The sequence below is a fragment of the Pseudomonas sp. GD04019 genome (assembly GCF_029837695.1).
Classification (GTDB): domain Bacteria; phylum Pseudomonadota; class Gammaproteobacteria; order Pseudomonadales; family Pseudomonadaceae; genus Aquipseudomonas.
Window position 1 is genome coordinate 159,644 of sequence record NZ_JAOEEA010000009.1, and the last position, 19,225, is coordinate 178,868.

A 19,225-nucleotide genomic window follows, 5' to 3' on the forward strand; every position below is an offset into this window, starting at 1 on the left:
TGGCCGCCGTTGTCATTTGTGGAATGCCCATGCCGCTGTCGAACATCGAGATTCTCCACCAGGACGCCGCCCTGCTGGTGATCAACAAGCCCACCCTGCTGCTCTCGGTGCCCGGCCGCGCGGAAGACAACCGCGACTGCCTGGTGACCCGCCTGCAGGAAAACGGCTACCCGGAAGCGCGCATCGTCCACCGCCTGGACTGGGAAACCAGCGGCATCATCGTGCTGGCCCGCGACCCCGACAGCCACCGCGAGCTGTCGCGCCAGTTCCACGACCGCGAGACCGAGAAGGCCTACACCGCCCTGTGCTGGGGCCAGCCGGAACTCGACAGCGGCAGCATCGACCTGCCCCTGCGCTACGACCCGCCGACCAAGCCGCGCCACGTGGTCGACCACGAACAGGGCAAGCACGCCCTGACCTTCTGGCGCGTGCTGGAGCGCTGCGGCGACTGGGCGCGGGTGGAGCTGACACCGATCACCGGCCGCTCCCACCAGCTACGCGTGCACATGCTGTCCATCGGCCACCCGCTGCTCGGCGACGGCCTATACGCCCACGAACAGGCCCTGGCCGCCTGGCCGCGCCTGTGCCTGCACGCCAGCATGCTCAGCCTGACCCACCCGACCAGCGGCGAGCGCCTGCGCTTCGACTGCCCAGCGCCGTTCTGAGCGTGGCCGATTTCGACGCCGCCACCTGCGGCGCGCCCGCCCATCCCACGCTGCTGGAAGCCCTGCTCCATTGGAACGGCCCACCTGGCTTCGCACTGGACCTCGGCTGCGGCATGGGCCGCGATAGCCTCGAACTGCTGCGCCGGGGCTGGCGGGTACAGGCCATCGACAATCGCCAGGCCGCCCTCGACGGGCTGAGCGAGCAGGCGGGCGCATGGTCCGAATGGCTCGAACTGCGCTGCGGCGCCTTCCAGGCGCTGGAACTGCCCGGAGCAGAGCTAATCAATGCCAGCTTCGCCCTGCCCTTCTGCCCGCCGGCGGACTTTTCCGGCCTGTGGCGCAGCATCGGGCAGGCACTGGTGCCGAGGGGGCTGTTCGCCGGCCACTTCTTCGGCGAGCGTGACCAGTGGCAGTCACGCGGCCTGACCCTGCATACCCATGCCGAACTCGAACAACTGCTCGACGGCTGGGAACCGTTGCAGTTCGAGGAATACGAATGGGACGGCAAGACCGCCACCGGCCACGCCAAGCACTGGCACCTGTTCGCCGTAGTCGCTCGGCGCTGAGCTTTTTCGCGGCTACTTTCCGGCATCAGTGCGATAAACTCGGGCCATCGCTGTCCGGAGTCCGTTATGCGCGCTGAGCTGAATCAAGGCCTGATCGAGTTCCTCAAGGCCTCGCCCACCCCCTTCCACGCCACCCGCAGCCTGGCCCAGCGCCTGCACAGCGCCGGCTTCCGTCCGCTGGACGAGCGCGAACCCTGGCACACCGAGCCGGGCGGGCGTTACTACGTGACGCGCAACGACTCCTCGATCATCGCCTTCCGTCTGGGCAACCGTGCGCCGCTGGACGGTGGCCTGCGCCTGGTCGGCGCGCACACCGACAGCCCCTGCCTGCGCGTCAAGCCGCAGCCGGAGCTGCAGCGCCAGGGCTTCTTCCAGCTCGGTGTGGAAGTCTACGGCGGCGCCCTGCTCGCCCCCTGGTTCGACCGCGACCTGTCGCTGGCCGGCCGCGTGACCTTCCGCGAGGGCGGCAAGGTGCAGAGCCAGCTGATCGACTTCGAACAACCGATCGCCGTGATCCCCAACCTGGCCATCCACCTCAACCGCGAGGCCAACCAGGGCTGGCCGATCAATGCGCAGAACGAACTGCCGCCGATCCTCGCCCAGCTCGCCGGTGACGAACGCGGCGACTTCCGCGCCCTGCTCGCCGACCGCCTGGCCAGCGAACACGGCATCGCCGCCGACGCGGTGCTGGATTACGAGCTGAGCTTCTACGATACCCAGAGCGCCGCGGTGATCGGCCTCAACCAGGACTTCATCGCCGGCGCGCGCCTGGACAACCTGCTGTCCTGCTACGCCGGTCTGCAGGCGCTGCTGGCGGCCGAGGGCGACGAGAGCTGCGTGCTGGTGTGCACCGACCACGAGGAAATCGGCTCCTGCTCGGCCTGCGGCGCCGACGGCCCGTTCCTCGAGCAGGTGCTGCGCCGCGTGCTGCCGGAAGGCGACGCCTTTGTCCGCACCATCCAGAAATCCCTGCTGGTCTCGGCCGACAACGCCCACGGCGTGCATCCCAACTATGCGGACAAGCACGACGCCAACCACGGTCCGAAGCTCAACGCCGGCCCGGTGATCAAGGTCAACAGCAACCAGCGCTACGCCACCAACAGCGAGACCGCCGGCTTCTTCCGCCACCTGTGCCTGGCCGAGGAAGTGCCGGTGCAGAGCTTCGTGGTGCGCAGCGACATGGGTTGCGGCTCGACCATCGGCCCGATCACCGCCAGCCAGCTGGGCGTGCGCACCGTGGACATCGGCCTGCCGACCTTCGCCATGCACTCGATCCGCGAGCTGGCCGGCAGCCATGATCTGGCCCACCTGGTGCGGGTGCTGACCGCTTTCTACGGCAGCGCCGAGCTGGCTTAAACTCCCTCTCCCAAAGGGAGAGGGGAATCGAACTTCTCAATCCGGCACCTCGACACTGACCCGCACCGCGTCGTGGCGCCAGTACTCCACGTCACAATCGATGATCCGCCCGTGCTGGTCGCGGTTGACCCGGGTGATGCACAGCGCCGGACTGCCCGGTGTCGCCTTGAGGTTGAAGGCGGCATCCACCGGCAGCGCGGTGGGCAGAATGTCGAAGGCCACTCGGCCATAGCGGATGTCGTAGCGGCTGGCGTACAGCTCGGTCAACGAGGCGGTCAGATCGGCCTCTAAGATGCCGGGGAAGTAGGCCGGGTTCAGATAGTGCTCGACATACAGCACCAGCCGCCCATCGATGCGCCGCACCCGCCTGATCTGCAGCACCGCCGATAACGCCGGCAGCCCCAGACGTCCGCAGACATCCACCGGAGCCGGCATCAGCCGCGCACTCAGTACCTCGGTCGACGGCACCCGGCCCTGCTCGCGCACCATGGCGTGGAAGTGGCTGCGCACCAGCGGGTTGTAGGCCAGGCGCCGGGGCGAGACGAACCAGCCGCGGCGCTCCTCGCGATAGATCAGCCCTTCCGCCTCCAGCTGGCCCAGCGCCTCGCGCAGGGTGATGCGAGTGGTCTCGAACAGCTCGCTGAGCTTGCGCTCGGCCGGCAGCTTGCCGCCCTGAGGCAACAGGCCGTGGTCGATCTGCTCCTGCAGGGCGCGGCAGATCGCGGTGATGGTACGGGGCGCTTCTTCGCGCATGCATTTCTCCCAATCTGGCATAGACCAGCACCAAGCCAGTGCAGGCGCAGATCATGCTAGGCAGCCTAGATGACTGTCCGATGACAGCCAGCTTTCCTGGGCAACAGCCTGCATGCCGCATGCCATCTGACTCCCAGCCGCTCTGACAAATCAGCCACTTAGCCATGGTCTACGCTTTCCAGCGCGTGCCTGGGTGCGCGGCATCGCCATAAAAGCGTCATACAAAGCCTCTAGATTTGGCCTGGGTCTTGCTGATCTAGACCAAACTTTCACCCTGACAAGGAGCTCCACATGAAACGCCTGCTGCTGGCTTCACTGCTGGGATCGGCCATCGTTCTGGGCAACCAGGCCATGGCCAACGAGGACTTGAAAGCACTGGAACAAGCCGCCCGCACCGAGGGCGAAGTCAACAGCGTCGGCATGCCCGATAGCTGGGCCAACTGGAAGGACACCTGGGTCGACCTGGGCAAGCTGTACGGCCTCAAGCATCTGGATACCGACATGAGCTCCGCCCAGGAGATCGCCAAGTTCGACGCCGAGAAGGACAACGCCACCGCCGACATCGGCGACGTCGGCGCCGCCTTCGGCCCCATCGCCGTGCAGAAGGGCGTGACCCAGCCGTACAAGCCGAGCACCTGGGAGCAGATCCCAGCCTGGGCCAAGGATGCGGACGGCCACTGGATGCTGGCCTACACCGGCTCCATCGCCTTCATCGTCAACAAGCAGTTGGTCAAGGAAGCGCCCAAGTCCTGGGCCGACCTGAAACAAGGCAAGTACAAGGTCGCCATCGGTGACGTCAGCGCCGCCGCCCAGGCCGTCAACGGCGTGCTGGCCGCCGCCATCGCCAATGGTGGCGACGAGAAGAACATCCAGCCGGGCCTGGACTTCTTCGCCGAGATCGCCAAGCAGGGCCGCCTGTCGCTGTCCAACCCGACCATCCAGACCCTGGAAAAAGGCGAAGTGGAAGTCGGCGTGGTGTGGGACTTCAACGGCCTGTCCTACCGCGACCAGATCGACGCCAGCCGCTTCGAGGTGCTGATCCCCTCCGACGGCTCGGTGATCTCCGGCTACACCACCATCATCAACAAGTACGCCAAGCACCCCAACGCGGCCAAGCTGGCCCGCGAGTACATCCTCTCCGACGCCGGCCAGATCAACCTGGCCAAGGGCAACGCCCGGCCGATCCGCGCCGAGCACCTGACCCTGCCGGCGGAAGTGCAGGCCAAGCTGCTGCCCAACGAGCAGTACGCCAAGGTCCAGCCGATCAAGGATGCCGCCGCCTGGGAAGCCACGTCCAAGGCCCTGCCGCAGCAGTGGCAGGAAAACGTGATCATCGAAATGCAGTGATGCCGTGCGGGGCCCACCCGGGCCCCGCTTTCGCTGAGGGATATCGCGATGAAGCACAAAGTCATTCTGGTCCTGCTGGACGGCCTCAACTACGAGGTTGCCCGGCATGCCCTGGGCCATCTGCAGGCCTACTGCGCCGCTGGCCGGGCCGCGCTGTACAAGCTCGAATGCGAGCTTCCGGCGCTGTCGCGCCCGCTCTATGAATGCATCCTCACCGGCGTGACGCCGATCGACAGCGGCGTGGTGCACAACGACGTGGTGCGCCTGTCGAAGGAACGCAGCATCTTCCACTACGCCCGTGACGCCGGCCTCTCCACCGCCGCCGCGGCCTACCACTGGATGAGCGAGCTGTATAACCGCGCGCCCTTCGTCGCCGCCCGCGACCGCCACACCAGCGACACGGCCCTGCCGATCCAGCACGGCCACTTCTATTACGCCGACCACTACCCGGACTCGCACCTGTTCGCCGATGCCGAGAGCCTGCGCCTGAAACACGCGCCGGACTTCCTGCTGGTGCACCCGATGAACATCGACGACGCCGGCCATGGCTACGGCCTCGACTCGCCGCAGTACCGCAACGCCGCGCGCCGTGCCGACGTGATCCTCGCCGACTACCTGCAGGGCTGGCTCGACGCCGGCTACCAGGTACTGGTGACCGCCGACCACGGCATGAACAACGACCGCTCGCACAATGGCCTGCTGGCCGAGGAGCGCGAAGTGCCGCTGCTGGTCCTGGGCGAGGCCTTTAGCCTCGACGCCAGCGCCCAGCCACGGCAGACCGAGCTGTGCGGCACCGTCTGCGCCCTGCTCGGCGCCACCCACGACAAACCCCTGTGCAAGGATCTGCTCAAGTGAGAGCCGTACTCCGCGGCAAGTGGCCGGCGCTGTTGTGCCTGCTGCCCTTCGCCGTATTCTTCTTCGCCTTCCAGATCGCCCCGCTGCTGTGGGTCGCCATCAACAGCCTGGTGGTCGGCGACACCTGGGGGCTGGGCAATTTCCAGAAGATCTTCGCCTCCAAGTTCTACCTGCAGGCGATCAAGCACAGCCTGCAGATCGCCTTCTGGTCGAGCCTGTTCGGCATCGCCATCGCCATCCTCGGCAGCTACTCGCTGCGTCAGGTGGACTCGAAGCTGCGCGACTTCGTCATGGCCTTCTCCAACATGACCAGCAACTTCGCTGGCGTGCCCCTGGCCTTCGCCTTCATCATCCTGCTCGGCTTCAACGGCGCACTGACCCTGCTGCTCAAGCAGGCCGGGCTGATCGAGGACTTCAACCTCTACTCCAAGACCGGCCTGATCGTGCTCTACACCTACTTCCAGATTCCCCTGGGCGTGCTGCTGCTCTACCCGGCCTTCGACGCCCTGCGCCAGGACTGGCGCGAGTCGGCCCAGCTGCTCGGCGCCAGCACCTGGGACTTCTGGCGGCACATCGGCCTGCCGGTGCTGACCCCGGCGCTGCTCGGCACCTTCGTCATCCTGCTGGCCAACGCCCTGGGCGCCTACGCCACCGTGTACTACCTGACCACCGGCAACTTCAACGTGATGCCGATCCGCATCGCCGGCCTGGTAGCCGGCGATATCAGCCTCGACCCCAACCTGGCCAGCGCCCTGGCCATGGTACTGGTCGGCCTGATGGCGCTGATCACCGTGGTCCACCAGTGGCTGCTGCGCAGGAGTTATCACGATGCGCGCTGATACCAAGCCCGCCGCCCTCTACCACCGCGTGGTGGTGTGGCTGCTGTTCTTGATCCTGCTACTGCCGCTGGCGGCCACCCTGCTCTACTCGCTGTCCACCAGCTGGTCGGCGACCATCCTGCCGGACGGTCTGACCTTCAAGTGGTACCTGGCGCTGTGGAGCGACGCGCGCTTCCTCGCCGCCTTCGGCCAGTCGCTGCTGGTGTGCGTCGGTGCGCTGCTGCTGGCGGTGGTGCTGATCCTGCCGCTGCTGTTCGTGGTGCACTACCACTTCCCCAAGCTCGACGGGCTGATGAACATCCTCATCCTGCTGCCCTTTGCCGTGCCGCCGGTGGTGTCCTCGGTGGGCCTGCTGCAGGTTTATGGCTCCGGGCCGCTGGCGATGGTCGGCACGCCGTGGATCCTGATCGGCTGCTACTTCACCGTGGCGCTGCCGTTCATGTACCGCGCCATCACCAACAACCTGCAGGCGATCAACCTGCGCGACCTGATGGACGCCGCCCACCTGCTCGGCGCCAGCACCTGGAAGGCTGCCTTCCTGGTGGTGCTGCCCAACCTGCGCAACGGCCTGATGGTCTCGCTGTTCCTCTCCTTCAGCTTCCTGTTCGGCGAGTTCGTGTTCGCCAACCTGCTGGTGGGCACCAGCTACGAGACCCTGCAGGTGTACCTGAACAACATGCGCAACAGCAGCGGCCACTTCAACAGCGCGCTGGTGATCTCCTACTTCTTCTTCGTACTGGTCTTCACCTGGGCGGCCACCCGCCTGAATAAGGACAAGGCATGAGTTACCTTTCCATCCGCAATCTGCACAAGAGCTACGGCACCACTCCGATCTTCAGCGACATCCAGTGCGAGATCGGCCAGGGCGAGTTCGTCACCCTGCTCGGCCCCTCCGGCTGCGGCAAATCCACCCTGCTGCGCTGCATCGCCGGCCTCACCGAGGTCGACGGCGGGCAGATCCTCCTCGACGGCCAGGACCTGGTGCCGCTGTCGCCACAGAAGCGCGGCATCGGCATGGTGTTCCAGAGCTACGCGCTGTTCCCCAACATGACCGTGCAGCAGAACGTCGCCTTCGGCCTGCGCATGCAGAAGGTCGGCAAGGACGAGAGCGCCCAACGCGTCGACGAGGTGCTGCGCCTGGTCGAGCTCACCGACTACGCCACGCGCTACCCGCATCAGCTCTCCGGCGGCCAGTGCCAGCGCGTGGCCCTGGCCCGCTCGCTGGTCACCCGCCCGCGCCTGCTGCTGCTCGACGAGCCGCTGTCGGCTCTCGACGCACGCATCCGCAAGCACCTGCGCGAGCAGATCCGCGCCATCCAGCAGGAACTGGGCCTGACCACCATCTTCGTCACCCACGACCAGGAAGAGGCGCTGACCATGAGCGACCGCATCTTCCTGATGAACGCCGGCAAGATCGTGCAGAGCGGCGATGCCGAATCCCTCTACACCGCACCGGTGGATGCCTTCGCTGCCGGTTTCATCGGTAACTACAACCTGCTCGATGCCGACACCGCCAGCCGCCTGCTACTGCGCCCGGTGAACAGCCGCATCGCCATCCGTCCCGAGGCCATCCAGTTGCACGACAGCGGCGCCATCGCCGCCGAAGTACTCGGCCACAGCCTGCTCGGCAACGTCATCCGCTACCGGGTACAGGCCAACGGCGTGGAGCTGCTGGTGGACGTGCTCAACCGCAGCGAGGGTGCGCTGATCGGCAAGGGCCAGTGCATCGGCCTGTCCATCGACGCCAACGCAATCCGGGAGGTGGCCTGATGGCCCTGGCAATCTTCGATCTCGACGAGACCCTGATCCACGGCGACTGCGCCTCGCTCTGGGCCCAGCACATGGCCGATATCCAGTGGGTCGACCGCGACTCCTTCGTGCCGCGCGAGCAGGAACTGATGGCACTCTACTCCCAGGGCAAGCTGGCGATGGAGGACTACATGACCTTCACCCTGGCGCCGCTGGTGGGGCGCACGCCGGAGGAAGTCGAGTTCGTCGTCGGCCCCTTCGTCGAGGACGTGATCGAGCCGATCATCTTCAGCGACGCCATGCGTTGCCTGGCCGCCCATCGCGCCGCCGGCGACCGCCTGCTGGTGATCTCGGCCTCGGCGCACTTCCTGGTCAGCGCCATTGCCGAACGCCTGGGCATCGAGGAAGTGCTGGCTATCGACTGCGAGCAGCAGCACGGCGGTTACAGCGGCAACACCGTCGGCGTGCTGACCTACCGCGAGGGCAAGGTCACCCGCCTGCAGGCCTGGCTGGAAGCCGAGGGCGAATCACTGGACGGCGCGCACTTCTACTCCGACTCGCGCAATGACCTGCCGCTGTTGCAGCAGGTGCCGCACGCCCATGCGGTCAATCCGGACCCAACCCTGCGCGAGCATGCCAAACGGGCTGGCTGGGAAATTCTGCACTGGCGCTGAGAACAGCACGGCTGCGGCGGCTATGCTGGCGCCCTTCTCCAGCCAGGGAACCCACGATGAGAACCGCGCTATTCGCCATCGGCCTGCTGTCCGCCTCGCCGCTGCTGGCGCAGGACTTCGTCTGCCCCGCTAGCCCGCAGTCGGCCTCTGCCGACTGGCAGGCATTTCCGATAGCCACGAGCCAACCACCGAGCCGTGCGCAGGCCGAACGTATCGAACTGTATGGCGGCGACCCACGCCTGGGCGCGCGCGCCATCGCCGATGACGCCAGCGGGCAGGTAGGCGTAGCGCCGCTGACCTGGACGTTGGCCGGCCAGCCGCTGTTCATGGTCTGCATCTATGCCGGCAGCGAACGGCGCCTGATGCGCGCGCTGCCCGCCGGCTTGAGTCACTGCCGGGCCAACAACGAGTTCGAGGACCTGCACCTGCAGCTGGAATGCCGCTAGGCGATGCTCTCGTCGACCAGCAGCACCAGCTTCCCCGCCACCCGATTGGCGGCCAGCTCGGCGAACGCCACCTCCGCATCCTTGGCCGCATAGGCCCGCTCCAGCTGCGGCTTCAGCCTGCCCTCGGCGAACAGCGGCCAGACCTGGCGCTGCAGATCGGCCATCAGCTCGGCCTTGAACTGCTCGTCACGGTTGCGCAGGGTCGAGCCGGTCAGCTGGATGCGCTTGCCCAGCAGCAGCGCCATGTCCAGCTGCGCCTTGGTGCCGCCCATCAGACCGATGTTCACCCAGCGCCCATCACGCGCCAGCAACTGCAGATTGAGCTCGGCGTAGCTGGCGCCCACCGGGTCGAGAATCACATCGAACGGGCCGAGGTCGCGCAGGCTCTCCAGCGCCTCGCCGCGAATCGCGCCGCCTTGGGCGCCAAGGCCCTCGCAGTAGGCCAGGCGCTCCGCCGAGCCGACACTGACCCAGCACGGATTGCCGAAGGCCTTGCACAGCTGGATCGCCGCCGAACCCACGCCGCTGGCGCCGGCATGCAGCAGCACCTTCTCGCCAGGCTGGAGCGCGGCCAGCTGGAACAGGTTGAGCCAGGCAGTGGCATACACCTCCGGCAACGCCGCGGCCTCGGCCAGGGACAGCCCTTCCGGCACCGGCAGCACATGGCGTGCATCCACCACCACCTCCTCGGCCATGCCGCCGCCGGCCAGCAGCGCGCAGACCCGCTCGCCGACTTGCCACTGACTGCCGGGCCCGACTTCGGCGATCACCCCGGAACACTCCAGGCCGAGGATATCGCTGGCCCCTGGCGGCGGCGGGTAATGCCCGGCGCGTTGCAGCAGGTCGGCACGATTGAGCCCCGCCGCGGCCACCTGGATGCGGACCTGGCCCACATCGCAGACCGGAGAGGCGCGCTCGGCCCAGTCCAACTGCCCCTCGACGCCTTGCAATGCCTTCATGCTGCCTCCATAGTGAGTGAGACCCCGGCATAGACAGCACGCGGCTTTGCGCCTGATGCCGGGCTTTTGCATTTTGCCGCCGGGATAGATGGAACCCGGCGCTCTACCAGACGGCCTAATATGCGTTATCACCTGCCTTCGCGTCGAACCAACATGCAGCGTTTCCTTCCCGCAACAGCCCTGGCCTTGCTTCTCGGTCTGCACGCCCTGCCCGCCGCCGCCAAGGCCGCCGCGGAGAACTGGGCCTACCTGCAACCGGACCGCGAGCAGGTGATCGCCAGCCTCAACGTGGTCGAGCTGCTCAAGCGCCATCACTACAACAAGCCGCCGCTCAACGACGAGCGCTCGGCGAAGATCTACGACGGCTACCTGAAGATGCTCGACCCCGCGCGCAGCTACTTCACCGCCGCCGACATCGCCCAGTTCGATCGCTGGAAGGGCAAGTTCGACGACCTGCTCAAGAGCGGCGACCTGGAGCCCGGCTTCATCATCTATCGCACCTACCTGCAGCGCGCCGAGGAACGCCTCGACCACGCCCAGGCCCTGCTCGAAGCGGGCGTCGACAAGTTCGACTTCAGCGTCGACGAGAGCCTGCTGGTGGACCGCGAGAAGGCACCCTGGGCCAAGGACAAGGCGGAGCTGGACGACCTCTGGCGCAAGCGCGTGAAGGACGAGGTTCTGCGCCTGAAGATCGCCGGCAAGGAACCCAAGGACATCCAGGAGCTGCTGCTCAAGCGCTATAAGAACCAACGCAAGCGCCTTGAGCAGACCCGTGGCGAAGACGTGTTCCAGGCCTACATCAACGCCTTCGCGCAGACCTACGACCCGCATACCAACTATCTCTCCCCGGACAACGCGGAGAACTTCGACATCAACATGAGCCTGTCGCTGGAAGGCATCGGCGCCGTGCTGCAGACCGACAACGAATACGTCAAGGTCGTGCGCCTGGTACCGGCCGGGCCGGCCGAGAAGAGCAAGCAGATCGTGCCCGCCGACAAGATCGTGGGCGTGGCCCAGGGCGACAAGGAAATGGTCGACGTGATCGGCTGGCGCCTGGACGAAGTGGTCAAGCTGATCCGCGGGCCCAAGGGCTCCAAGGTGCGCCTGGAAGTGATCCCGGCCAGCAACGCGCCGAGCGACCAGACCAGCAAGGTGGTCACCATCGTGCGCGAGGCGGTCAAGCTGGAGGAGCAGGCCGCGCAGAAGTCGGTGCTCAAGCTGCAGCACGAGGGCCGCGAGTACAAGCTCGGGGTGATCAAGATCCCGGCCTTCTACCTCGACTTCAAGGCCTACCGCGCCCAGGATCCCAACTACAAGAGCACCACCCGCGACGTGAAGCGCCTGCTGGGCGAGCTGAAAAAGGACAAGGTCGACGGCGTGGTCATCGACCTGCGTGACAACGGCGGCGGCTCCCTGCAGGAAGCCACAGAGCTGACCGGCCTGTTCATCGACCAGGGCCCGACCGTGCTGGTGCGCAACAGCGACGGCCGCGTCGACGTGCTGGCCGACGAGGAGCCGGGCGTGTTCTACGACGGCCCGCTGGCCGTGCTGGTGGACCGCCTCTCGGCCTCGGCCTCGGAGATCTTCGCCGGCGCCATGCAGGACTACCACCGCGCGCTGATCCTCGGCGGGCAGACCTTCGGCAAGGGCACGGTGCAGACTATCCAGCCGCTCAACCATGGCGAGCTGAAGCTGACCCTGGCCAAGTTCTACCGTGTCTCCGGGCAGAGCACCCAGCACCAGGGCGTACTGCCGGACATCGCCTACCCGGACATCGTCGACACCCAGGAAATCGGCGAGAGCGCCCTGCCCGAGGCCATGCCGTGGGACAGCATCAACCCGGCGCTGAAACCGGATAGCAACCCGTACAAGCCGTTCCTCGCCGAGCTGAAGTCGCGCCACGAGTCGCGCACCGCAGGCAATCCGGACTTCGTCTTCACCCGCGAGCGCCTGTCGCTGGCGCAGAAGCTGATGGCCGAGACCAGCGTCAGCCTCAACGAGCAGGCGCGCCGCGCCCAGCACGCCGACATCGAGGCCAAGCAGCTGGCCCTGGAAAACACCAAGCGCAAGGCCAAGGGCGAGGAGCTGCTCAAGGAGATCAAGGAAGAGGACGAAGACGCCGCGCCGGTCGAGCCCGAGAAGACCAAGCCGGAAGACGACGCCTACCTGACCGAGAGCGGGCGCATCCTGCTCGACTACCTCGGCCTGGAAGCCACCCTGGCCAAGCACTGACCCAGGCGTAATCAAACAGTCATCGTTCTGTCGTGAAATAAGGGGCCGGTAGCGATACCGGCCCTTTTCTTTTCTGGCAGACCGAGACACCTCCATGACCGTCACCGAGCAGTTGAGCGCGCTGGAATCCATCCTCGCTCACGGCGACCTTCACAGCCTGTTCCAGCCCATCGTCAGCCTGTCCGAGCGGCGCATTCTCGGCTATGAGGCACTGACCCGCGGCCCTTCCAACAGCTCGCTGCACGCCCCCCTGGCGCTGTTCAGCGTAGCGCGCAATGTCGGTCGTCTGAGCGAACTCGAACTGCTGGCACGCAAGAGCGCCTGCCGCCGCTTCCGCGACCAGCAGCTGGGCGGCAAGCTGTTCCTCAACGTCTCCCCGGAGTCGCTACTAGAGCCCAGCCACCAGCCCGGCCGCACCCTCAAGCTGCTGCAGGACTTCGGCATCCCGCCGGATCAGGTGGTGATCGAGCTGACCGAGCAGGCGCCGATCGATGACTTCCAGCTGCTCGACACCGCACTGCACCACTACCGCGCCATGGGCTTCTCCATCGCCCTCGACGATCTCGGAGCCGGCTATTCCAGCCTGCGCCTGTGGTCCGAGCTGCGCCCCGACTACGTGAAGATCGACCGCCACTTCATCGACGGCATCCACCAGGACGCCGTGAAGCGCGAGTTCGTCGACTCGATCCTGAAGATGGCCAAGGCCTCTCGCGCCCAGGTGATCGCCGAGGGCATCGAGCTGGTGGAGGAACTGGCGACTCTGATCGAGATGGGCGTCGACCTGGTCCAGGGCTACCTGCTGTGCCGTCCCCAGGAGCAACCGCCACGCGATGCGCAGAAGCTGCTGCCGCGCCTGGAAAGCGTGGCGCCCTCTCTGGGTGAGGACAGCGCTGATCTCTCCGCGCTGCTCAACGAGCAGCCCGCGGTCGCCCAGGACACCGCCATCGCCGTGGTGCTGGAGGCCTTCCGCGCCCAGGCCAATCTCAACTCCCTGGCGGTGCTGGACAGCCAGGGACAGCCGGTCGGCATCGTCCATCGCCACTCGCTGTCCGATGCCCTGCTCAAGCCCTTCGCCACCGACCTGTTCGCGCGCAAACCGATCAGCCGACTGATGAGCACGGACTTCCTCGCCGTGGACGTCGGCCAGTCGCTGCAGCAGGTCAGCCGCCTGCTCACCAGCCGCGCACGCCAGCGCATGGAAGAGGACTTCATCATCACCCAGCAGGGTCGCTATCGCGGCCTGGGCCGGGTGATCGACGTGCTCAAGCTGATCACCGAGCTGAAGATCCAGCAGGCCCGCCACGCCAACCCGCTGACCCTGCTGCCGGGCAACGTGCCGATCCAGCAGTGCCTCGGCCGCCTGTTGCAGCAAGGCCGCGAGGCGGTGGTGTGCTACGTGGATATCGATAGCTTCAAGCCATTCAACGACCTCTATGGCTACGCCCGCGGCGACGAGATACTGCTGTGCCTGGCGCAATGCCTGAATGAGCGGGTCGACCCCAGTCGCGACTTCGTCGGCCATATCGGTGGCGACGATTTTCTGCTGGTGCTCGGCCCGGGCAACTGGCGCGAGCGGCTCAACCAGCTGCTGGAGGATTTCCAGGCCCAGTGTCGGCGTTTCTACCGCGAGGAACACCTGCAGGCCGGCTGCTTCGTCAGCCACAACCGCCAGGGCAAGCGCGAGGAGTTCCCCCTGCTGTCACTGTCGATCGGCGTGGTGCATCTGCATCCACAAAGTTGCCCGCAACTGGACGCCAGCCAACTGGCCGGTCTGGCCTCGGAGGCCAAGCGTCACGCCAAGGCGGTGCCGGGCTACAGCCTGCACATCCTCGACACGCTCAGCCTCTCGGCCTGAAACCCAGTTCTTCGGCGCGCCGGGCGTAGCGCTCGGCCTGCAGCGCATCCGCCGCCAGACCGGGCCCGCCATCGCGATAGAGCTGGGACAGGCGCTGCGCCGCCAGCGGATGGGCGAGCGCTGCGGCTCGCTCCCACCAACGTGCCGCCTCGGACGCATCCGGGGCCTGGCGACTGTCGCCGGTGAGGTATTGCACGCCGAGCTGATAGGCCGCCTTGCCATCACCACCCTCGGCGGCCAGGCGCAGCAGACGCAGGCCCTCCTCACGCGCGCCGAAGCCCTGGCCACGAAACAGCAGCAGATGCCCGTAGAAGCTTTGCGCCGACGTATCCCCGAGCGCGGCCATGCGTGCGAACTGGCCCTGCATCCAGTTCCAGGCACGCGGCTGCTGCATCAGCCAGCGCCAGTGGAACAGGCGCCGCGCTGCCCAGTAGCCCAGGCGTGCGCGCAGTCGCCAGAGCATCAGGGCTCCTCGGGGTAGCTGAACTCGAAGACCCGCGCCACTTCGGCCGCGTGCCAGGAGGCAGCGGCGATGCCGTCGGAGGGACCGGAGAAACGTCCGAGGCGGTTCACGCATTCGAAGAAGCCGGTGCGCGGCAGGCGGCTGGCACCCTGGCTGATCACCAGCGCGCTGCGCAGGGGCCGCTCGGCACGGGCATCGAGGGCGGCCAGATGCTCCAGGGCGGCGGTCAGGGTCTGCATGGCCGGGCTCGGCAGCTGCAGGCGCTCGACCAGCGCACGGTAGGTCAGCAGATGGCGCTGGCGCCGCGCATCCTCCAGTTCGCCGAGCAAGGCCTGCCAGTGTTGCCGATGGATACGCACACTCAAGACGACTGCTCCCAGTCGCTCACGCCCAGCACCCGCCCCAGCGAACGAAGGATGGCGCCGTCCGGCGCACGCTCGCCGGTTTCGAACAGATTCAGATAATGCGGGCTGATGCCCACCGCACGCGCCAGATCGGCCTGGGACATGCCCTTGGCCTCGCGCAGGCTGGCCAGCTGATCGAGCCCGGAGCCGGTGGTCGCCGGCGCGGCGCTGGCGACGGATGCGGAGGCCTGGCCGGCAGCCTTGAGCAGGGCCTGGTATTCGGCCCAGGGCAACACGGCGTACTCCGCCTCGCCATCGCGCGTGATCACTTGCACACTCATACAACTCTCCGTGGACCGCAGTGCCGAAACGCTCGGCACCTCCCTTCAGGCGCTCATGTTAACCGCCCGGTTGCCCCAAGAGCGTGACCTATACTGACCCAGCAGACAAGAGTCGGCGCCATCATGCTTGCGCGAATGCCGGGGCAATTTGCATGCAGTTCACAGCTGCAGCTGATGGCGGTAGATATGTGGCTTCGGGCAGCGAGATACGGACCGCAGTGTGGCCATCGCCAATGCGATCAGGACCAGTGCCCCAAGAGAGCGCGAGCGGCATTGCGCCAGCATGCGCGATGATCGCGCGCTCGTTACTCGACGCGCTTTTCGTCCGGCGCCGGTAACGCCTCGACCCGACGCAGCACCTCGGGCGCCTGGGCATCGCGCCAGACTCGATAAGCCTGCAGTTCCGTCTCCCAGGTGCGCAGCACCCACGCCAGCACCGCCAGATCGTCCAGCAGGCCGACGCCCAGCAGCCAGTCCGGCACCATGTCCAGTGGCATCAGGAAGTACACCAGTGCGGCGACCACAGCCACCAGCGCCTGGCTGCCGATGGCGCGGTACTCCCCACGCCACCAGGCCGCACACAGCCCCTGCAGCAATTTCAGATCGCCACGCAGGCGGGCGAAACGGGCGCCGCCTTCGCCCTTGCGGGTCACCGCCAGCAGCAACGCGGGTAGTCGACCACCGGCCAACACGCGCTGTGCGAGCCTGAGGTAACGCATGGAATTGAAAGGGGGATTCATGGCCAACCTCCGCGATGACGCATGCCTGCTGGGCTCTGCCTGGTTATCCACCGAAGCTGTGGATAACCCTGTGAACAGTTGTTTGATGATTCGATCAAACGCCCGTACCACGGGGCTTCTCCACAGATCGGGTGTTTTTTGCTCATGAGCAAAAAACAATATAAATCAGCCAGTTACGATACGAGCATTGCTCAGGAAAGGCGTAACGGGCTTGCCAAGTATGGTAACCGGCGCAATGTGCATAACCGTAACACCACACGCGGCGTTACCCTCGTTCAGACCGATAGGTCGCCTGCCGGTTCGGCAAAAGAAAACGCCCCGGCAAGCGGGGCGTTCTCTGTCACCGAGGACTGTTACTGGGCAGCGCCAGCGGCAGCCGGGTCCTTGATGGCCAGCAGTTCCAGCTCGAACACCAGCACCGAGTTGGCCGGAATGGCCGGGCTCGGGCTCTGGGCGCCGTAGGCCAGCTCGCTGGGGATGTACAGCTTGTACTTCTCGCCCACATGCATCAGTTGCAGGCCTTCGACCCAACCCGGGATCACGCCGGAAACCGGCAGATCAATGGGGCTGCCACGCTCGACGGAGCTGTCGAACACGCTGCCATCGGTCAGCTTGCCCTCGTAGTGCACGGTGACCACGTCGGTCGGCTTCGGCTGGGCGCCTTCGGCCTTCTTGATCACTTCGTACTGCAGGCCGGAGGCGGTAGTGACCACGCCATCCTTCTTGCCGTTTTCCTCGAGGAATTTCTTGCCGGCCTGGGCCGACTCCTCGTTGAGCTTGGTCATGCGCTCTTCGGCACGCTTCTGCAGGAAGGCGAAGGCCTCGGCCAGCTCTTCATCCTTTAGCTTCTGCTCTTTCTTGCCGATGGCGTCTTCGATGCCCATGGCCACGGCCTTGGAGTCCAGGTCGGACAGGCCTTCCTGGGACAGGCTCTTGCCCATGTTCAGGCCGATGCCGTAGGAAGCCTTCTGCGCCGGGGTCTTGAGTTCCACTTCGCTGGTCTGCGCATCGCAGCCGGCCAGTACCAGGCCGACCAGGGCAACCGCCGCCGCTAGACGATGTTGTTTCATGCTTGTTCCTTGTTAGAGCCGCAGGGGCCGGAGAGAGACGCGAGCTTAGCAGCCTGCGGCAAGCACTGGCTACGGCACTGTAGGAGCCGCAGAAAGCGGATAAGTTCAGCCACCCAGGCCTTGCCAGGCACGCTCTGCGCGCCAGATGAAATCGCGGGCAAAAAAAAACGACCTTTCGGTCGTTTCTTCCAGTCTTGGTCTTCAGTCTAACCAAGGCTTATGTATGGCGCAGCGGACGGGACTCGAACCCGCGACCCCCGGCGTGACAGGCCGGTATTCTAACCGACTGAACTACCGCTGCGCGTAACTGCGAGATGGTGGGTGATGACGGGATCGAACCGCCGACCCTCTGCTTGTAAGGCAGATGCTCTCCCGGCTGAGCTAATCACCCTTCACTCTCGAAGTGGGGCGCATTCTAGAGAGCGACCCTGACCTTGGCAAGCTCTTTTTTAAAAAAAATCTGCAATCGTTCCAAAGGCTTAGCGATGGGTTGGCCAATCCGCCCCGGCGGAGAATAATGCGCGCTTTGCGTAATTGGAGAGTCAGCCCACATGTGGTTCCGCAACCTGCTCGTTTATCGCCTGACCCAGGACGTGCCGTTCGACGTCGAGGCCCTGGAAGCGGCACTGGCCGCCAAGGCCGCACGCCCCTGCGCCAGCCAGGAGCTGACCACCTACGGTTTCATGGCGCCGTTCGGCAAGGGCGGCGATGCCCCGCTGGTGCACCAGAGCGGTGACTTCCTGTTGCTGTCCGCGCGCAAGGAAGAACGCATCCTGCCCGGCAGCGTGGTGCGCGATGCGCTGAAGGACAAGGTCGACGAGATCGAGGCGCAGCAAATGCGCAAGGTCTACAAGAAGGAGCGCGACCAGCTCAAGGACGAGATCGTCATGAGCTTCCTGCCGCGCGCCTTCATCCGCCGCTCCAGCACCTTCGCCGCCATCGCGCCCAAGCTCGGCCTGATCCTGGTCGACACCGCCAGCGCCAAGAAGGCCGAAGACCTGCTGTCCACCCTGCGCGAGGCCATCGGCTCGCTGCCGGTACGCCCGCTGAGCGTGAAGATGGCACCGACCGCCACCCTTACCGACTGGGTCAAGACCCAGGCCGCCGCGCCGGACTTCTTCGTGCTGGACGAGTGCGAGCTGCGTGACACCAGCGAGGACGGTGGCGTGGTGCGTTGCAAGCGCCAGGACCTGACCAGCGAAGAGATTCAGCTACACCTGTCGTCCGGCAAGCTGGTCACCCAGCTGTCCCTGGCCTGGCAGGACAAGCTGTCGTTCGTGCTGGACGACAAGCTGGCGGTCAAGCGCCTGCGCTTCGAGGACCTGCTGCAAGACCAGGCGGCCCAGGACGGCGGCGACGATGCGCTGGGCCAGCTGGACGCCAGCTTCACCCTGATGATGCTGACCTTCGCCGACTTCCTGCCGGCCCTGTTCGAAGCCCTCGGCGGCGAAGAGATCCCGGAAGGCATCTGACCTGCGGACAACTTCCGCAATAACTGCACAGGGCCCGCCCGTCCTCTCGGGCTTGCCCTGTGCAGCGCCCTGTGCAGAATAGCGAACAACGCGAGGACGACCTCGCGGCTCCTTTCGAGCGATCATCCGGGACGGCCCGTCGCCTTTTCAGCAGTACGGAGCTACCACCATGTCCTGGATCATTCTGTTGTTCGCCGGCCTGTTCGAGGTGTGCTGGGCCATCGGCCTCAAGTACACCGACGGCTTCACCCGCCCCCTCCCCACCGTGCTCACCGTTGGCGCCATGATCGTCAGCCTGGCCCTGCTCGGTCTGGCCATGAAGGAGCTTCCGCTGGGCACCGCCTATGCCATCTGGACCGGTGTCGGCGCGGTCGGCACGGTGGTCGCCGGCATCGTCCTGTTCGGCGAATCCATGGCCCTGATGCGCCTGGGTAGCGTGGCGCTGATCGTCATCGGCCTGGTCGGCCTCAAGCTCAGTCACTGAATTCGCACCCAATAA

The 19,225-nt window shown here is 66.0% G+C and carries 21 protein-coding genes and 2 tRNA genes; 14 read left to right on the plus strand and 9 right to left on the minus strand.

Annotated elements, in window-relative coordinates:
* Nucleotides 1-29 precede the first annotated feature (29 nt).
* The 3 genes from N7607_RS15580 to N7607_RS15590 all read left to right on the plus strand — a co-directional run bounded on the left by N7607_RS15580 (nt 30) and on the right by N7607_RS15590 (nt 2,587).
* Nucleotides 30-665 (plus strand): RluA family pseudouridine synthase, encoded by a 636-nt coding sequence (locus N7607_RS15580; protein WP_279867491.1) that lies wholly within the window; start codon nt 30-32, stop codon nt 663-665.
* Between the two features lie 2 nt (nt 666-667).
* Entirely contained in the window at nt 668-1,231 is a 564-nt protein-coding gene (locus tag N7607_RS15585; protein ID WP_279867492.1) for a class I SAM-dependent methyltransferase, read from the plus strand.
* Nucleotides 1,232-1,297: 66 nt separating this feature from the next.
* Nucleotides 1,298-2,587, plus strand: coding sequence for a M18 family aminopeptidase (locus N7607_RS15590; RefSeq protein WP_279867493.1), 1,290 nt, complete (start codon nt 1,298-1,300; stop codon nt 2,585-2,587).
* Nucleotides 2,588-2,623: 36 nt separating this feature from the next.
* On the opposite strand, the gene N7607_RS15595 is transcribed toward N7607_RS15590, so the two are convergent.
* Nucleotides 2,624-3,340: a UTRA domain-containing protein gene (locus N7607_RS15595; protein ID WP_279867494.1), complete on the minus strand. Its 717-nt coding sequence runs from the start codon at nt 3,338-3,340 to the stop codon at nt 2,624-2,626.
* 291 nt (nt 3,341-3,631) lie between these two features.
* Here N7607_RS15595 and N7607_RS15600 point away from each other — a divergent pair, with 291 nt between their 5' ends.
* Genes N7607_RS15600 through N7607_RS15630 form a run of 7 tightly spaced genes read left to right on the plus strand, consistent with a single transcriptional unit; the run spans nt 3,632 to nt 9,250 of the window.
* Nucleotides 3,632-4,687 carry an ABC transporter substrate-binding protein gene (locus tag N7607_RS15600; RefSeq protein WP_279867496.1) on the plus strand — a complete coding sequence of 352 codons (1,056 nt, stop codon included), beginning with the start codon at nt 3,632-3,634 and terminating at the stop codon, nt 4,685-4,687.
* Nucleotides 4,688-4,735: 48 nt separating this feature from the next.
* On the plus strand, nt 4,736-5,542 hold the full coding sequence (locus N7607_RS15605) for an alkaline phosphatase family protein (RefSeq protein ID WP_279867497.1): 807 nt from the start codon (nt 4,736-4,738) through the stop codon (nt 5,540-5,542).
* Entirely contained in the window at nt 5,539-6,381 is an 843-nt protein-coding gene (locus tag N7607_RS15610; protein WP_279867498.1) for an ABC transporter permease subunit, read from the plus strand. Before N7607_RS15605 ends, N7607_RS15610 begins: the two co-directional genes overlap by 4 nt.
* Nucleotides 6,371-7,165, plus strand: a complete 795-nt coding sequence (locus tag N7607_RS15615; RefSeq protein WP_279867499.1) for an ABC transporter permease subunit — start codon at nt 6,371-6,373, stop codon at nt 7,163-7,165. The genes N7607_RS15610 and N7607_RS15615 overlap by 11 nt, the downstream gene beginning before the upstream one ends.
* The gene (locus N7607_RS15620) at nt 7,162-8,151 is read left to right on the plus strand and encodes an ABC transporter ATP-binding protein (protein WP_279867500.1); all 990 of its coding nucleotides are present in this window, start codon (nt 7,162-7,164) and stop codon (nt 8,149-8,151) included. The genes N7607_RS15615 and N7607_RS15620 overlap by 4 nt, the downstream gene beginning before the upstream one ends.
* Complete coding sequence (locus N7607_RS15625) at nt 8,151-8,804, plus strand: HAD-IB family hydrolase (protein WP_279867501.1); 654 nt, start codon at nt 8,151-8,153, stop codon at nt 8,802-8,804. Before N7607_RS15620 ends, N7607_RS15625 begins: the two co-directional genes overlap by 1 nt.
* Nucleotides 8,805-8,860: 56 nt before the next feature.
* A complete protein-coding gene (locus N7607_RS15630) occupies nt 8,861-9,250 on the plus strand; it encodes an STY0301 family protein (protein ID WP_279867502.1) in 390 nt (129 codons plus the stop codon).
* Here the strand turns inward: N7607_RS15630 and N7607_RS15635 are convergent.
* Nucleotides 9,247-10,209, minus strand: coding sequence for an NAD(P)H-quinone oxidoreductase (locus N7607_RS15635; protein ID WP_279867503.1), 963 nt, complete (start codon nt 10,207-10,209; stop codon nt 9,247-9,249). The genes N7607_RS15630 and N7607_RS15635 overlap by 4 nt on opposite strands.
* A 153-nt stretch (nt 10,210-10,362) precedes the next feature.
* Between N7607_RS15635 and N7607_RS15640 the strand changes: the two genes are divergently transcribed.
* Together N7607_RS15640 and N7607_RS15645 are read left to right on the plus strand one after the other, a co-directional pair.
* Nucleotides 10,363-12,441, plus strand: a complete 2,079-nt coding sequence (locus tag N7607_RS15640; protein WP_279867504.1) for a carboxy terminal-processing peptidase — start codon at nt 10,363-10,365, stop codon at nt 12,439-12,441.
* A gap of 94 nt (nt 12,442-12,535) precedes the next feature.
* On the plus strand, nt 12,536-14,296 hold the full coding sequence (locus N7607_RS15645; RefSeq protein WP_279867505.1) for an EAL and GGDEF domain-containing protein: 1,761 nt from the start codon (nt 12,536-12,538) through the stop codon (nt 14,294-14,296).
* Here the strand turns inward: N7607_RS15645 and N7607_RS15650 are convergent.
* The 7 genes from N7607_RS15650 to N7607_RS15680 form a co-directional block, all read right to left on the minus strand.
* Nucleotides 14,280-14,759 (minus strand): sel1 repeat family protein, encoded by a 480-nt coding sequence (locus N7607_RS15650; protein WP_279867506.1) that lies wholly within the window; start codon nt 14,757-14,759, stop codon nt 14,280-14,282. The two genes, N7607_RS15645 and N7607_RS15650, sit on opposite strands and share 17 nt — an antisense overlap.
* Nucleotides 14,759-15,124: a hypothetical protein gene (locus tag N7607_RS15655; protein WP_279867507.1), complete on the minus strand. Its 366-nt coding sequence runs from the start codon at nt 15,122-15,124 to the stop codon at nt 14,759-14,761. Before N7607_RS15655 ends, N7607_RS15650 begins: the two co-directional genes overlap by 1 nt.
* Complete coding sequence (locus tag N7607_RS15660) at nt 15,121-15,444, minus strand: helix-turn-helix transcriptional regulator (RefSeq protein ID WP_279867508.1); 324 nt, start codon at nt 15,442-15,444, stop codon at nt 15,121-15,123. The genes N7607_RS15655 and N7607_RS15660 overlap by 4 nt, the downstream gene beginning before the upstream one ends.
* Before the next feature lie 305 nt (nt 15,445-15,749).
* A complete protein-coding gene (locus tag N7607_RS15665; RefSeq protein ID WP_279867509.1) occupies nt 15,750-16,184 on the minus strand; it encodes a DUF1232 domain-containing protein in 435 nt (144 codons plus the stop codon).
* A 353-nt stretch (nt 16,185-16,537) separates the two neighbouring features.
* Complete coding sequence (locus tag N7607_RS15670; RefSeq protein ID WP_192397663.1) at nt 16,538-17,254, minus strand: FKBP-type peptidyl-prolyl cis-trans isomerase; 717 nt, start codon at nt 17,252-17,254, stop codon at nt 16,538-16,540.
* A 224-nt stretch (nt 17,255-17,478) separates the two neighbouring features.
* Nucleotides 17,479-17,555, minus strand: a tRNA-Asp gene (locus N7607_RS15675).
* A 14-nt stretch (nt 17,556-17,569) separates the two neighbouring features.
* Nucleotides 17,570-17,645: transfer RNA gene (locus N7607_RS15680), tRNA-Val, on the minus strand.
* A gap of 160 nt (nt 17,646-17,805) precedes the next feature.
* On the opposite strand from N7607_RS15680, the gene rdgC reads away from it, so the two are divergent.
* Both rdgC and sugE read left to right on the plus strand, forming a co-directional pair.
* Entirely contained in the window at nt 17,806-18,726 is a 921-nt protein-coding gene (gene rdgC, locus N7607_RS15685) for a recombination-associated protein RdgC (protein ID WP_279867511.1), read from the plus strand.
* A gap of 169 nt (nt 18,727-18,895) precedes the next feature.
* A complete protein-coding gene (sugE, locus tag N7607_RS15690; protein ID WP_279867512.1) occupies nt 18,896-19,210 on the plus strand; it encodes a quaternary ammonium compound efflux SMR transporter SugE in 315 nt (104 codons plus the stop codon).
* The last annotated feature ends 15 nt before the right edge of the window (nt 19,211-19,225 follow it).

Excerpts from the sequence above, each read along its gene's own strand:
- N7607_RS15660 (WP_279867508.1), bottom strand. The coding sequence starts at position 15,444 with ATGAGTGTGCAAGTGATCACGCGCGATGGCGAGGCGGAGTACGCCGTG.
- N7607_RS15665 (WP_279867509.1), bottom strand. The coding sequence starts at position 16,184 with ATGAATCCCCCTTTCAATTCCATGCGTTACCTCAGGCTCGCACAGCGC.
- N7607_RS15620 (WP_279867500.1), top strand. The coding sequence starts at position 7,162 with ATGAGTTACCTTTCCATCCGCAATCTGCACAAGAGCTACGGCACCACT.
- rdgC (WP_279867511.1), top strand. The coding sequence starts at position 17,806 with ATGTGGTTCCGCAACCTGCTCGTTTATCGCCTGACCCAGGACGTGCCG.
- N7607_RS15625 (WP_279867501.1), top strand. The coding sequence starts at position 8,151 with ATGGCCCTGGCAATCTTCGATCTCGACGAGACCCTGATCCACGGCGAC.
- N7607_RS15615 (WP_279867499.1), top strand. The coding sequence starts at position 6,371 with ATGCGCGCTGATACCAAGCCCGCCGCCCTCTACCACCGCGTGGTGGTG.
- N7607_RS15595 (WP_279867494.1), bottom strand. The coding sequence starts at position 3,340 with ATGCGCGAAGAAGCGCCCCGTACCATCACCGCGATCTGCCGCGCCCTG.
- N7607_RS15630 (WP_279867502.1), top strand. The coding sequence starts at position 8,861 with ATGAGAACCGCGCTATTCGCCATCGGCCTGCTGTCCGCCTCGCCGCTG.
- sugE (WP_279867512.1), top strand. The coding sequence starts at position 18,896 with ATGTCCTGGATCATTCTGTTGTTCGCCGGCCTGTTCGAGGTGTGCTGG.
- N7607_RS15605 (WP_279867497.1), top strand. The coding sequence starts at position 4,736 with ATGAAGCACAAAGTCATTCTGGTCCTGCTGGACGGCCTCAACTACGAG.
- N7607_RS15580 (WP_279867491.1), top strand. The coding sequence starts at position 30 with ATGCCGCTGTCGAACATCGAGATTCTCCACCAGGACGCCGCCCTGCTG.
- N7607_RS15590 (WP_279867493.1), top strand. The coding sequence starts at position 1,298 with ATGCGCGCTGAGCTGAATCAAGGCCTGATCGAGTTCCTCAAGGCCTCG.
- N7607_RS15640 (WP_279867504.1), top strand. The coding sequence starts at position 10,363 with ATGCAGCGTTTCCTTCCCGCAACAGCCCTGGCCTTGCTTCTCGGTCTG.
- N7607_RS15635 (WP_279867503.1), bottom strand. The coding sequence starts at position 10,209 with ATGAAGGCATTGCAAGGCGTCGAGGGGCAGTTGGACTGGGCCGAGCGC.
- N7607_RS15650 (WP_279867506.1), bottom strand. The coding sequence starts at position 14,759 with ATGCTCTGGCGACTGCGCGCACGCCTGGGCTACTGGGCAGCGCGGCGC.
- N7607_RS15600 (WP_279867496.1), top strand. The coding sequence starts at position 3,632 with ATGAAACGCCTGCTGCTGGCTTCACTGCTGGGATCGGCCATCGTTCTG.
- N7607_RS15645 (WP_279867505.1), top strand. The coding sequence starts at position 12,536 with ATGACCGTCACCGAGCAGTTGAGCGCGCTGGAATCCATCCTCGCTCAC.
- N7607_RS15670 (WP_192397663.1), bottom strand. The coding sequence starts at position 17,254 with ATGAAACAACATCGTCTAGCGGCGGCGGTTGCCCTGGTCGGCCTGGTA.